This is a genomic window from Bradyrhizobium sp. AZCC 1578 (assembly GCF_036924675.1).
GTDB lineage: Bacteria > Pseudomonadota > Alphaproteobacteria > Rhizobiales > Xanthobacteraceae > Bradyrhizobium.
The window spans coordinates 1,173,966-1,186,771 of record NZ_JAZHRZ010000001.1 but is presented as its reverse complement, the minus strand read 5'-3'; the positions used below and the strand labels follow the sequence as shown (position 1 = coordinate 1,186,771).

Genomic DNA, 12,806 nt, shown 5'->3' with positions numbered 1-12,806 from the left:
AAGATGACCTCGAACGAGGCGCGGGTTGCCCTCAACACGGGTCTGGCGATCCTGGCGCTGATCGCGCTACGCCTGATCGCTGCCGCGTTCACGCCGATCACCTTCGACGAAGCCTATTACTGGATGTGGTCGAAGCATCTGGCCGGCGGCTATTACGATCATCCGCCGATGGTCGCCGTGGTGATCCGGCTCGGCACCCTGATCGCAGGCGATACCGAATTCGGCGTGCGGCTGGTCTCGATCCTGCTGGCGCTGCCGATGAGCTGGGCGATCTACCAGGCTGGCGCCATCCTGTTTGGCAGCCGGCGCGTGGCAGCCTCGTCTGCGGTCCTTTTGAACATCACGCTGATGGCCGCCGTCGGCACCATGATCGTGACGCCGGACGCGCCGCTCCTGGTGGCGTCCAGTCTCCTGCTGTTTGCGCTCGCCAAGGTGCTGCAGACCGGCCGCGGCGTGTGGTGGCTGGCGGTCGGCGCAGCGGCCGGCTGCGCGCTGCTGTCGAAATACACCGCACTGTTCTTCGGACCTGCCATCCTGATCTGGCTGATCGCGGTTCCCAAACTGCGGCACTGGCTGGTCTCGCCCTGGCTTTATCTCGGCGGGCTCGTTGCGCTAGCGCTCTTCGCGCCGGTCATTCTGTGGAACGCCGACCACCACTGGGTGTCCTTCATCAAGCAGATGGGGCGGGCGCGCATCGAGGATTTCCGCCCGGTCTACATCGCCGAGCTGCTTCCGACGCAGATCGCGTTTGCGACGCCCCTGGTGTGGGTCCTCGGCGCGATGGGGCTTTACGCGCTGTTCCGCAGCCGCGCCGGTGCGCCGCCGGCGCGCGCACTCGTCAATGCGATGTTCTGGATCATCGTCGCCTATTTCGTCTGGCATTCGCTGCATGCCCGCGTCGAGGCCAACTGGTTTGCGCCGGTCTATCCTGCATTCGCTGTCGCCGCAGCCGTCGCCGCGCATCTGGTCCAATGGCAGCCGCGCTGGCAGCGCCTGGTCGATTTCTGCCGGCGTTGGGCGGTGCCGAGTGGCGTCCTTATGTTTGTGCTGCTGGTCGTGCAGGCCGACACCGGCATGCTGTCGGGCTATCGCCGCGATGCCACCGTGCGCAGCATCGGCATCGGCTGGCACCAGACGGCCGATGCGATTGAGGCGGCGCGGGCGCGAATGGGAGCCACATGCGTGCTGGCCTCTGACTATGGCACCACCGGCTGGCTCGCTTTCTACCTGCCGAAGGGCACCTGCGTGACGCAGCACAGCCAGCGCTTCCGCTGGGTCAACATGCCCGTGCCAGATGCGGCGCAGCTCGCAGGTCCGTTGCTCTACGTCCGCGAGGTCCTCCGAGACGATGCTCCGTTGAAGGACAAGTTCGTCCGCGTCGAGAAGATCGGTGAAGTCGAACGTAAGCGCGGCCCGCTCGTGATCGAGACCTATGCGCTTCATCTCATGCATGGCCCGAAGGGCGACGTGTTTGACCGCACGCCGCCGCCGGAACTGCGATAGGACGCGTGGGCCAGTCACTCGGCGGCGTCGCGATGCGTGCGTTGGTCCAGCGTGGGGCGTTCGCTCCGCCACAGCCAGACCGCGAGCGAGCCTGATCGGCCGCGAATCTGCGCTTCGACGGGACCGGCAAGGCTTCCGGTTTTCAGCCGCGCGCCGGTGCGTTTGGCTGCGATGCGCAACGTGTCGCTGAGCGCCAGCCGGACATCGTGGCGGGCCGCCACTTCCATCAACCGGCTTGCGACGTTGACGGTGTCACCGGTCGCGGTGATGTGCTGATGGTTGCGGCCGCCGAGCCGGGAGGCAACGATCGGCCCGAAATGCGCGCCGATCTTGAAGCCGATCCGCACGGCGATCGGCGGCGGCAACGCTTCGATCCAGCGTTCGGTCTTGACGCAGAGCGCAATCGAACATTGTGCCGCGCGCGTAGCGTCATCCTCAGCCGGCTTCGGCAGGCCGAACAGGATCATGGCGCCGTCGCCGAGAAAACTCGTGATCATGCCGCCGCATCGCGTCACTTCCTTGTCGACCAGCGCGTGAAATTCCTTCAATAGCCCCCGCGTGGCATCCGGATCGAGCGTTTCGCTGAGCGAGGTAAATCCAGAGAGATCGACGAACACGACTGCGGCATTCTGCCGGACCGGCGCCAGCAGGAAGTCAGGATCGCGTGTTAGCCATTCCTGCAGGCCCGGCGTCTGGAATTGTTCGAGCAGCCTGTTTTGCACGGCGAGATGCTGGGCGCTGCGCCGGCCCGACCATAGCTGGACCGCGCCGAACAGCATGAGCGGCGGCGCTGCTGCCGCAATGGTCGTCGCGGCGTCGAGCCAGATGCCGTGCGCGAAAGCAATCGTGTTAGCGGTCGCCCATGCCAGCACGACCGCGCTGACCGCCACGAGACCGATCGGGTTTCGCCGCCACACCAGCAAACCGACCAGCAACATCGGCAGCAGGATCGCCGTGATCGCGCCGGCGATACGAACCGCTTGGTTGCGCACGAGGCCGTCTCCTGCGACCAGATGCGTAATCGCAGTGGAAATGATTTCCACCCCAGGCATCAGTGAATCGAACGGCGTCGGAAAGAAGTCGCCGGCGCCGGTTGCTGTCGCGCCGAGCACGACGATGCGGCCCTGAATCGCTTCCTTGTCGATCTGGCCGTCGACCAGATTGGCGGCACTGATCGTGCGAATGGTCTGGCGTGGCCCGTAATAGGAAATCGGCAGCGCATAGTGGGAGGCGGTTGGGATCAGCCGATCGCCGAACCTGAGGCGGTCGGGCTCGATCGTCAGCGGTTGGTCGATCGCGATCGATGCGACACGGAGCGGAAACGACAGCTCGATCTTGTCGCGTGTCCGGAACAGCATCGGGACCGAGAGCGGCGTGCCGGTCTGGCCTGTCGCAACATTGGCGATACCGACTTCCGCGCGGTCGGCGAATGCCGGCAGCGGCGGCAGGAAGCGGCTGGCCTTCGGCAGGCCGGCCAGTGGGCCATCGTTCTCCGCGGAAGGCTGAACGGTGTTCGAAAATACCGCAGCCGCTGCAAGCACCGTCGGACCCGCCGCGAGCGATTTCGCGAGCGCCGCATCGCCCTCGGCCGGTCCCTTGTCGATCAGCAGGAGGTCGATCGCGATGACTTTGGGCTCCAGCCGCGCGATCGCCTCGACGATTTTGGCTATCTCTGCGCGCGGCAGGGGATAGGTGCCGACGAGTTTGACGACGGTGTCGTCGATCGCAACGATCGTGACGAGGTCCGGCGGCGCCTTCACGCCGCGCACCAGCGAGCGCACGTCGGTCAATGCCGACTCGAGCCGGTCGAGAAACCGCAAATGGCCGGCCGAATGGCCGAGCCATATCGCGCCTGCCCATAATCCCGTGCAAAGCAACACAACCAGAATATGAAGGCGTCGACGGCTCATCCGCTCGGCTTCTATTGTCCTAATCTTGCCATCAGGGCCGCGACGCGCGCAGGCGGCCAGCGCTTGATGATCAACTCGCCCGACGGCTCGACATCGACGCCATCACCGGCGCCGAGTACGACGCTGCCGCGGCCGGCGGGGCGCGCCACGCGCACACGGCCGTTGACGACGAAGACCGATGTCTTTGCACCTTCGGCGTCCACCGTCCATTTGGTACCGCGCACCGCGGCAATCGCCTGTGGCGTCATCACCTCGAGCCTGACGCGGCCCGGCTTCTTCGGCACTTCGAGCAGCAGGGCCTTGTTACTGAGTTCGACGGAATCGACCTGGCCATCACGGTTGCGATCCCTGAGTTCGAACTTCGCGCCGCTTTCGGCCACGATCGTGATCGCGTTCTGGCATTGCAGTGTTTGCGTTCCCTGGGCCGTCGACGCGGACGTGCAGCCTGATTTTGCCGGCTGCGCCGCCGCCGCTCCGGCGAACAGCAGCATGCCTGCGAAGGCGATCGATCCGGCGCGTGCCAGCATTGTCATGGCGGCTCCCTTTTGGGGTGCGGCGAAACAGAGGAGTAGGATGATACGGCACCGTATCGAGCCGCGATCCAATGCAAAGCCAATAGTATGTCGGCCTTCGGCGGGTAAGGTTCGGCGAAGTCTTCCGATCCGGCGGTTCGGCAAAAAGATCCGGTAAAACAGCACAGAAACGGCTCGAAAATGGACCGAAACTGCGGCAGGAACAGCGAAATTTCCGTTGCGCAGGTGTCGGATCGAAGAGGCGCGAAACGTCTTGTAACCACTCGACCACAACCGAGGTGTTGCCATGTCCAGTTCCGCCCTGAAACCCGCTGCCGACCTCGCCCGCGGAAACAGCGTGCGCTTTCCCAACGAGAGCGCCGAATATCGCCGCGCCCGCGAGCAATTGCTGGCCGAGGAGATTGAACTGCGCCGTCACATCGAACGGGTCGCCGAATTGCGCCGGGCGTTGCCGCCGGGCGGCGCGGTGACGAAAAACTATCAATTCGAAGGCGAGGGCGGCAAGGCCACCTTGTCGGACCTGTTCGGCGACAAGCAGACGCTCGTGATCTACAGCTACATGTTCGGCCCCCAGCGCGAACAACTGTGCCCGATGTGCACCTCGTTCATGAGCACCTGGGAAGGCAAGCTGCCCGACGTCGAACAGCGCATCGCCTTCGTGTTCGTGGCGCGCTCGCCGATCGCGCGATTGATCGAGGCGAAGAAGGCGCGCGGCTGGACACGGCACAGGATCTATTCCGATGCGTCGGGCGATTACACGCGCGACTATGTCAGCGCGGCGGATGCCGATGCGCCCGGCTACACCGTGTTCACCCGGCGTGACGGCAGCATCTGCCATTTCTGGTCCGCTGAAATGGGACCGTCGACCGCCGATCCCGGACAGGACCCCCGCGGCGCGCCCGACTTCGATCCGCTGTGGACCATTCTCGACACCACGCCCGAAGGGCGTGGCAAGGACTGGTATCCGCGGCTGAGCTACTAGCGCCCGCGACGCGCGGACGTTGTAGGCGCTATTTACAAACCCGGAAATTGATGTATGTGATCGCGCGCTTCCGCCGATCATTGGAAAGACGATGCTTCGCATAGACACCAATCCGTCACGTTGTGCAGGCCAGCCGGTCGTCCGGCGCGGTCGTGCTTTGACGTGCGCAATTGGTGTGCATTCGATTGGTGAATCGTACCACCAAAGCAAACTACCAGCATAAAACGGCAGCGGGTGTCCCCCTGCCGTCGAGGCAGGGAACGATCCGCGGTGTGCCATTCGTGGCAAGCTAGACCTCATAATTCCTCCCTGTCCCAACCGACCCGTGTCGCGACTGACACGGGACGCACCGGAGTCCGGAACGGCCTTCGGATTGAAGTATTGTTGTGAAGGAGGATGAGATGCGATCCGATCCCTACCAGGAGCGCGCGAGGGCTTTGGCCATTGAAGCGGGGCTCGAGCCCGACGCCAAGATCGACCGGCCCGGTCAGCGGCCGATGCCGACCTAGTGCCTGTTTCGCGACGCCGCGCGCAAGGAAAAGCTCGTGCGCGATGCGGAGGCTGTTGCCACTGACATCGCCAGCAAGCCGCAGGCGGCGCAATACCAGAACAGCCCGCTCAAGATCTTCGGCAAGCACGAGGACGCAACGATCGCGCAGATGCGCAATTGCATGTCAGTCGGCAACGCCGTCGCCGGCGTCATTTGCGCGGACGGCCATCTCGGTTATGCGCAGCCAGTCGGCGGCGTGATTGCCTATGAGAAGCAGATCAGCATCTCCGGCGTCGGCTTCGACATCGGCTGCGGCAACATGGCCGTGCGCCTCGATACGCCGTTCAGCCAGATCGAAAGCAATGTCGGCACGATCATCAGGGACGTGCACAGCGTGATTTCGTTCGGCGTCGGTCGCACCAACGACGAGCGGGTCGAGCATGAACTGTTCGACGATGATGACGCGTGGCGTGAATCCGACATGGGCGCCTATCGGCAGAAGGCAGTGTCGCAACTCGGCACCGTCGGATCGGGCAACCACTACGTCGACCTGATGCGCGACGAGGAGGGCTTTGTCTGGATCGGCGTGCATTTCGGCAGCCGTGGCCTCGGCCATACCAGCGCGACCCGCTATCTCGAGGCCGCCGGCGGTAAGGACGGCATGAACGTGCCGCCCGCCGTCATCGACGAGGACAGCGAGATCGGGCGGCGCTACATCGCGGCGATGCAACTCGCCGGGCGCTACTCCTATGCCGGCCGCGAATGGGTGGTCGAGCGCGTGCGTCGGATCATCGGCGGCGCGATCACCGACATGGTTCACAACCACCACAATTACGCGTGGCGGGAGAACCATGGCGGCAAGGATTTGTGGGTGGTTCGCAAGGGCGCGACCCCGGCATTTCCGGGACAGCGTGGCTTCATCGGCGGATCGATGGGCGACGACGCTGTCATCGTCGAAGGTGTCGACAGCGACGAGGCGAAGGCTTCGCTCTACTCGACCGTGCACGGCGCGGGCCGTTTGTTTGGCCGCAGGGAGGCCAAGCGCCGGTTCACGCGGGCCGAGATGGACGCATGGTTGCAATCGCGTGGCGTGGCGTTGATCGGCGCGGACCTCGATGAAAGCCCGATGGCCTATCGCCGATTGCCGGAGGTGATCGCGGAGCACGCCGGCTCGATCAGGGTGCAGCACACGCTGCGTCCGTTCGCCGTGGCGATGGCGGGCGAGAACGAGTTCGATCCATTCAAGGATTGAGGCCGAACTTGGCCCGTTATGGGACATCCGGCGTTTACGTCACGCCGGGTGTCCCTGATGGGGACCAGCGCCCGCATCATTGCGGGGAAATTTCTCCAATAGTTCCATGGATTTGAGCCCGCCTTACATCCGCCCGCGTTTAAGCCGGATTTAACTAAAAGTCGCCTTAATGACGCTCTGTGCCTCTGCGAGATGCTGCAGGCAACGTCTCCGGACGCAGCATCAAAGGGGACTTGGTGGAATTGTTGTTCTGGGCGTTGTGTGAATGAGTAAGCGTACGCGTGCGTTCGGTCCTGCGGCCCGCAGCCGCGGGAAATCCTCCCGCAAAGGCATTCCCCAATATTTTGTCGGCGGCATCGCGGTCGCAGGCCTCGTGCTGGGCTGCGCCTGGACCGTCTACACCAACGTGCTCGGCGCCAGCATCTATCCATCCGTGAACAACGCCGGCTTCGAGGCGCCCGCCGTCAACAACCCGAGCACCGTCGCGGTGCATGCCGTGCGGCCGGCCTTCAATGAGATTTTCGCCTCGCTGCCGCAACAGTCGCTGGTGATGCCCGCCCCGGAGAACGTCGCGAGTTCGCTGATGTTCAACGAAAGGTTCGCAGCCGCCGCCGCGCAAGGCGAGCCCTCGAGAGCGGTCGAATTTAAGCCCGTCGAACCGACGAAACTGGCGGAAGCTTCGCCGCCGGCCGAAGCGCCGAAAGCCGTTCAAGCTCCGAAGCTCGTGGAAGCGGCGAAGCCGAAGATTTCTGCCCCTGCCACCAAGCTCGCCTTGAACGCACCTGCGCCGGCGCCGGCAGAGACTGAAGCCAAGACCGCGAAGGCATCCGGCTCCACCGTTCGCGACATGGCACAGCGCGCCAAGGCCGCCGTGATGTCGATTGCTTCCAACGACAAGCAGACCATGGTTGAAAAACTGTGGGGCAAGCAGCCTTCGCAGAACTCGCTGCTCGCTTTCGCATCCGCCGACGCCAACGTCACCGGCAGCATCATCGATACGCGAAGCCAGAACCCGATGATGGGCGGCTCGCCGCCCTATGATCGCCAGACTGCCGTCTATGACATCACCGCGCGCAAGGTCTATCTGCCCGACGGTACCCAGCTCGAGGCGCATTCGGGACTGGGCTCGAAGATGGACGATCCCAAATATTCGCATGTGCGGATGCAGGGCGTGACGCCGCCGCACATTTACGAACTGAAGCCGCGCGAGGCGCTGTTTCACGGCGTGCCGGCGCTGCGGCTGACGCCGATCGGCGGCGAGGAAAAAATCTACGGCCGCGACGGACTGCTCGCGCACAGCTACATGCTCGGGCCGAGCGGCCAGTCCAACGGCTGCGTCTCGTTCAAGGACTACTATGCCTTCCTCGACGCCTATCGCAACAAGGGCATCCGCCGGCTCGCCGTGCTGGTGAAGGTCCAATAGGCGGATGCGAACAAGTCGTCGCTCTGCTACTCGCAATGACGAGGACGGATTGACGTCATTACCCAAGAGCCTAACATCGGGTGTCGTCCCTGCGAACTCAGGGCACCCATAACCACTGCTCGTGGTTGTTGATGCGATCGCGGGCTCCAGCTTCATTTCCCAATTCGCATTTGTGATTATGGGTCCCTGCGTTCGCAGGGGCGACACACTGAATATGAGTTCGCGATCTCGCGACGCATTGCGCCCGAGGTTTGATCTCACTGAGCGCACGGATCGGCAGTTTCAAAAATGGAACAGTCTTTTTGACCGCGACTTGCCGTGGGCCGGAATGGAACCATACTATCCCCGTAAGCTTACGGTGTTACCCATGCGCATTTTACGGTTGCGTCCGGTAGCCCATTTGCATCTAACTTCTTGAGATGCCGCGAGCGGCCTGCCTCGCGCCCGAGCGTTTGGAATTTGTTGTTAGAGATTGAGAGCACGTTTGAGTGAGTATGCGTAAGGAAGGCATTTTCAAACTTATGTTAAAGCTCCCGTTCCACGACGCGCCAGACGGAGATGGTCGCGGACGCCTCACCATGGGTTCCCCGCGGTGACGTCTCGCCGAGGAATGGGAAATCGCCTTCTTGCAGCATTGCCGGCATCGGACTTCGATCTGCTGGAGCCCGAGCTTGAGACGATCGCGCTCAATCAGGACGCGGTCCTTTCGCGAGCGGGTGACGCAATCGAGTACGTCTACTTCCCTCATAGCGGCGCCATCTCGCTGATGATCGACATGGCGGACGGACACACGGTCGCCTCCGCCGCAGTCGGGCGTGAGGGGGCAGTAGGCATGCTTTCGGTGCTCGGGCCGTCACCTTCAGATATGACGGCGATCGTTCGTGCGGCGGGCACCGCCTTTCGGATCCCCGCATCGCGATTTCACGCCGCGTTCAACCGGAGCCCCGCGATCCGGCACGCGGTCCAGATTCACGTCAGGGCTATGCTGATGCAGCTTCAACTCGGTTCAGCCTGCAATGCGCTTCACCCGGTCGAGGCGCGCATGGCTCGCTGGTTGCTCCAGCTTCGCGACCGCGTCGACCATGATGTGCTCCCGCTCACCCAGCAGGCGCTATCACAAATAGTCGGTGTGCGACGCACGACTGTGACGCTCCTGATGCGCAAGTTGCGCGCGTGCGGAGCGATCAAGTCCGATCGACGAGGCCTGATCGAGATCGATCCGGCGCGGCTCGCGACGGTCGCGTGCGAATGCCACAACGTCATGCATCTCGGAGTCGAGGAGATGTTCGCGCTCCATTCGGCCCGATCTCGCGCGGCGGTTCTGCCCGACGATCGGCGGATTCCGGGAATTAAATCGCGCGAAGCCATCTGAGCGCGTTTCCGCGACCGCTCGACCTTCCGCGTCGCGACTTGCTGCTGCGGCATTCCGGAACGCACATCGAAGGGCGGATTTTCTCCGCCAGATCAGGTTCTCTGCCGCCGATCACGTTCGAGCGCTGACTCGGATGTCGCCTCGAGCTTCGCAATCTCGCGCAGCACCTTCGCTGTCTGGCGCAGCTCATCGCGCTCAGGGCCCGGCTTCAGCCGTCGTGCCTCGTCAAGAAATTCCTTTGCCTGCAGCAGCCAGGTAGATGTGTCGGTTGAGATTTGCATGCGCGGCATGGCGCCCCTCCATCGCGATCATCACTTGATCTGTGTCGATGCTTACGCCGGGGAGCCGGCGCCGCGATTCCGCACACGGATGCTCGGCTCGTCGACCCAGGCTTCACGGGCAAACCAGGCGTGATCGGCGTGGCAGATCACGCAGCGGGTCCGTGAGAAAAACACTGCGCTGCGGCTGAAGCTCTCGCGATCAGTCTTGATGCCGGTGGGAATCGCATGTCCGGTTCGCGGACATTTGACCATGACCATTCCCATATCGCCCTCCCTAGAGATTGGTTTCTTGCTTGAAAAAGCACCGGCCGGTTGGAGTGCGTCACTTGTCGGTGCGGGTTACTTGGGGGGCATCGCGCACCGCGTCTGATGGAGCATCGGTAGTGGGCCGCATGCTCATCGCCTGGACTCGTTCCAACCGGCCGGATTCCTCCTTGACGTAGTCTCGGGTGTGAATTGAACGCCGGTCTTTAGCCGGCCTGGTGGAGAACCTTGGTGAAGTGCTTCCTGATCGGCTCACCCGTTTCCGTCGCAAGTTTCTGGGCAAGCACCCACAATTCCCTGTTCTGGTCAGAAGCGGTGTCGAACGCCTTGCGCGCTTGCGCCGCGGATACGCTAAGAACGTCAGTGGCTGACTTGCTGCCGAACAGACGGACTAAGTATTCAAGCGTGGAGGCGGCATTGGCGTTTGAGATTTCGAACAGCTTGAGCCCGTAATCGGTCGCGCCCCTCGCATTGCTCGAATAGCTCTCGCGTAGCGCTTCCGTCATTTCCTCTGACGCGGCCTTGATTTTCTCGCAGCCTTCACGTGCGCGGGCGAAGCCCTGCTCGGTAAGCTCGCTAACCACGCCAGGCGCGGCGATCTTGGAGAAGTCCAACCACGGCATTCCGAGAATATTCGTTCCGTTCACGGTGACTTTCATTTCGCTTTCACTCACGGCAGCATTACCTTTCCCAAGCGAAAGCATTCCTCGCGACGTTTGCTTTCGTCACGAGAGCTCGCGCTCCGCGTTCGATCAGATTGTGGATGAGGATTTTGCCCAGCCCTCGATCTTACTTTGCCCAGGAGTATCGGGACTGTCGGTTCGGTTTGCGACTCTCGCGATAAGTTTTTTTGAAATTGTCAACGCATACGCTGGTATATTTTACCCCGCACTGTGCATAACCGGGATATCTCAAGCGGCGGGAAGGTTTTGCTTCAGCGTGACGTTGCAGAAACACCGCGCCGTTGCGGTCCGGATCCGCGCAAACGAAAAACCCCGGCATTTCTGCCGGGGTTTTGCATTTGTGGAGCGAGATCCCGGCTCTGCGGTGCACCGCGTCCGGGACGACTTCGTCGCTTAGAAGTCCATGCCGCCCATGCCGCCGCCCGGGGGCATGCCGGCGCCGGCGCCGGCGTTCTTCTTCGGCAGTTCGGCGATCATGGCTTCGGTGGTGATCAAGAGAGCCGCGACGGAAGCTGCGTTCTGGATCGCCGCACGGACCACCTTGGTCGGGTCGATGATGCCCTTGGAGACCAGATTGCCGTATTCGCCGGTCTGCGAGTCGAAGCCGTAATTGTACTGCTCCTTCTCGAGGATCTTGCCGACGATGACGGAGCCGTCTTCGCCGGCGTTGATCGCGATCTGGCGGGCCGGCGCGGAGAGCGCCTTGCGCACGATCTCGACGCCGGTCTTCTGGTCGTCGTTCTGGGTCTTGAGGCGCTTGAGCTGCTCGGTGGCACGGAGCAGGGCGACGCCGCCGCCCGGCACGATGCCTTCTTCAACCGCCGCGCGGGTCGCATGCATCGCGTCATCCACGCGATCCTTGCGCTCCTTCACCTCGACTTCGGTCGCGCCGCCGACGCGGATCACGGCGACGCCGCCCGCGAGCTTGGCCAGACGCTCCTGCAGCTTCTCACGGTCGTAGTCCGAGGTGGTTTCCTCGATCTGCGCCTTGATCTGCTGCACGCGCGCCTCGATGTCGGCCTTCTTGCCGGCGCCGTTGACGATCGTGGTGTTTTCCTTGTCGATCATCACCTTCTTGGCGCGGCCGAGCATCTGCAGCGTGACGTTCTCGAGCTTGATACCGAGATCTTCCGAGATCGCCTGACCTCCGGTCAGCACCGCGATGTCCTGCAGCATGGCCTTGCGGCGATCGCCGAAGCCCGGAGCCTTGACGGCCGCGACCTTCAGACCACCACGCAGGCGGTTGACGACGAGGGTGGCGAGGGCTTCGCCTTCGACGTCTTCGGCGACGATGACCAGCGGCTTGCCGGTCTGCACCACGGCTTCGAGCAGCGGCAGCAGCTCGTTCAGCGAGGAGAGCTTCTTCTCGTTGATCAGGATGTAGGCGTCGTCCATTTCAACGCGCATCTTGTCGGCGTTGGTGACGAAGTAGGGCGAGATGTAGCCGCGGTCGAACTGCATGCCTTCGACGACGTCGAGTTCGGTTTCGAGCGACTTGGCTTCCTCAACCGTGATCACGCCCTCGTTGCCGACCTTCTTCATGGCGTCAGCCAGGAACTTGCCGATTTCGGCGTCGCCGTTGGCGGAGATGGTGCCGACCTGGGCGATTTCCTCGTTCGAGGTGACCTTCTTGGAGTTCTTGACGAGGTCGGCGACCACGGCTTCCACCGCCAGGTCGATACCGCGCTTCAGGTCCATCGGGTTCATGCCGGCGGCAACCGACTTGGCGCCTTCACGGACGATTGCAGCCGCGAGCACGGTCGCGGTGGTGGTGCCGTCGCCGGCCGCGTCAGCGGACTTGGAGGCGACTTCGCGCACCATCTGCGCGCCCATGTTCTCGAACTTGTCGTCGAGCTCGATCTCCTTGGCGACGGTGACGCCGTCCTTGGTGATACGGGGAGCGCCGAACGACTTGTCGAGCACGACGTTGCGGCCCTTCGGGCCGAGCGTGACCTTCACGGCGTTGGCGAGAATATCGACGCCGCGCAGCATGCGGTCGCGGGCGTCGACGCCGAATTTGACTTCTTTGGCTGACATATTTGGTTTCCCTGAGTTAGTCTTTGTTTCTCACCCTGTCGGGGAGGCGCCTTGCGGGCGCTCCTCAGGGTGAGCG

11 protein-coding genes are annotated in these 12,806 nt (G+C 63.1%); 5 read left to right on the top strand and 6 right to left on the bottom strand.

Annotated features, from left to right (window positions below):
* Positions 1-3: 3 nt before the first annotated feature.
* Positions 4-1,503 carry a glycosyltransferase family 39 protein gene (locus V1290_RS06165; protein WP_334363533.1) on the top strand — a complete coding sequence of 500 codons (1,500 nt, stop codon included), beginning with the start codon at positions 4-6 and terminating at the stop codon, positions 1,501-1,503.
* Positions 1,504-1,517: 14 nt separating this feature from the next.
* Here V1290_RS06165 and V1290_RS06160 read toward each other — a convergent pair whose 3' ends face one another.
* Both V1290_RS06160 and V1290_RS06155 read right to left on the bottom strand, forming a co-directional pair.
* A complete protein-coding gene (locus V1290_RS06160) occupies positions 1,518-3,413 on the bottom strand; it encodes a CHASE2 domain-containing protein (RefSeq protein ID WP_334363532.1) in 1,896 nt (631 codons plus the stop codon).
* An 11-nt stretch (positions 3,414-3,424) separates the two neighbouring features.
* A complete protein-coding gene (locus tag V1290_RS06155; protein ID WP_334363531.1) occupies positions 3,425-3,946 on the bottom strand; it encodes a FecR domain-containing protein in 522 nt (173 codons plus the stop codon).
* Positions 3,947-4,232: 286 nt separating this feature from the next.
* On the opposite strand from V1290_RS06155, the gene V1290_RS06150 reads away from it, so the two are divergent.
* From V1290_RS06150 to V1290_RS06135, 4 genes are all read left to right on the top strand, one after another.
* Complete coding sequence (locus tag V1290_RS06150; RefSeq protein ID WP_334363530.1) at positions 4,233-4,928, top strand: DUF899 family protein; 696 nt, start codon at positions 4,233-4,235, stop codon at positions 4,926-4,928.
* A gap of 545 nt (positions 4,929-5,473) precedes the next feature.
* A complete protein-coding gene (locus V1290_RS06145; protein ID WP_334363529.1) occupies positions 5,474-6,670 on the top strand; it encodes an RtcB family protein in 1,197 nt (398 codons plus the stop codon).
* Between the two features lie 265 nt (positions 6,671-6,935).
* A complete protein-coding gene (locus V1290_RS06140) occupies positions 6,936-8,093 on the top strand; it encodes a DUF2778 domain-containing protein (protein WP_334363528.1) in 1,158 nt (385 codons plus the stop codon).
* Between the two features lie 610 nt (positions 8,094-8,703).
* Positions 8,704-9,465, top strand: coding sequence for a Crp/Fnr family transcriptional regulator (locus V1290_RS06135; RefSeq protein WP_334410925.1), 762 nt, complete (start codon positions 8,704-8,706; stop codon positions 9,463-9,465).
* A 92-nt stretch (positions 9,466-9,557) separates the two neighbouring features.
* Here V1290_RS06135 and V1290_RS06130 read toward each other — a convergent pair whose 3' ends face one another.
* From V1290_RS06130 to groL, 4 genes are all read right to left on the bottom strand, one after another.
* On the bottom strand, positions 9,558-9,755 hold the full coding sequence (locus V1290_RS06130) for a hypothetical protein (protein WP_334363526.1): 198 nt from the start codon (positions 9,753-9,755) through the stop codon (positions 9,558-9,560).
* A 42-nt stretch (positions 9,756-9,797) separates the two neighbouring features.
* Complete coding sequence (locus tag V1290_RS06125) at positions 9,798-10,010, bottom strand: hypothetical protein (protein WP_334363524.1); 213 nt, start codon at positions 10,008-10,010, stop codon at positions 9,798-9,800.
* 206 nt (positions 10,011-10,216) lie between these two features.
* Positions 10,217-10,669 (bottom strand): phasin family protein, encoded by a 453-nt coding sequence (locus V1290_RS06120; protein WP_334363523.1) that lies wholly within the window; start codon positions 10,667-10,669, stop codon positions 10,217-10,219.
* Positions 10,670-11,086: 417 nt separating this feature from the next.
* Complete coding sequence (gene groL, locus V1290_RS06115) at positions 11,087-12,730, bottom strand: chaperonin GroEL (protein ID WP_334363521.1); 1,644 nt, start codon at positions 12,728-12,730, stop codon at positions 11,087-11,089.
* Between the last annotated feature and the right edge of the window lie 76 nt (positions 12,731-12,806).

What these genes read in the sequence shown, in the direction of transcription:
- V1290_RS06130 (WP_334363526.1), bottom strand. Translation starts at nt 9,755, where the DNA reads ATGCCGCGCATGCAAATCTCAACCGACACATCTACCTGGCTGCTGCAG.
- V1290_RS06150 (WP_334363530.1), top strand. Translation starts at nt 4,233, where the DNA reads ATGTCCAGTTCCGCCCTGAAACCCGCTGCCGACCTCGCCCGCGGAAAC.
- groL (WP_334363521.1), bottom strand. Translation starts at nt 12,730, where the DNA reads ATGTCAGCCAAAGAAGTCAAATTCGGCGTCGACGCCCGCGACCGCATG.
- V1290_RS06140 (WP_334363528.1), top strand. Translation starts at nt 6,936, where the DNA reads ATGAGTAAGCGTACGCGTGCGTTCGGTCCTGCGGCCCGCAGCCGCGGG.
- V1290_RS06155 (WP_334363531.1), bottom strand. Translation starts at nt 3,946, where the DNA reads ATGACAATGCTGGCACGCGCCGGATCGATCGCCTTCGCAGGCATGCTG.
- V1290_RS06160 (WP_334363532.1), bottom strand. Translation starts at nt 3,413, where the DNA reads ATGAGCCGTCGACGCCTTCATATTCTGGTTGTGTTGCTTTGCACGGGA.
- V1290_RS06120 (WP_334363523.1), bottom strand. Translation starts at nt 10,669, where the DNA reads ATGAAAGTCACCGTGAACGGAACGAATATTCTCGGAATGCCGTGGTTG.
- V1290_RS06125 (WP_334363524.1), bottom strand. Translation starts at nt 10,010, where the DNA reads ATGGGAATGGTCATGGTCAAATGTCCGCGAACCGGACATGCGATTCCC.
- V1290_RS06135 (WP_334410925.1), top strand. Translation starts at nt 8,704, where the DNA reads ATGGGAAATCGCCTTCTTGCAGCATTGCCGGCATCGGACTTCGATCTG.
- V1290_RS06165 (WP_334363533.1), top strand. Translation starts at nt 4, where the DNA reads ATGACCTCGAACGAGGCGCGGGTTGCCCTCAACACGGGTCTGGCGATC.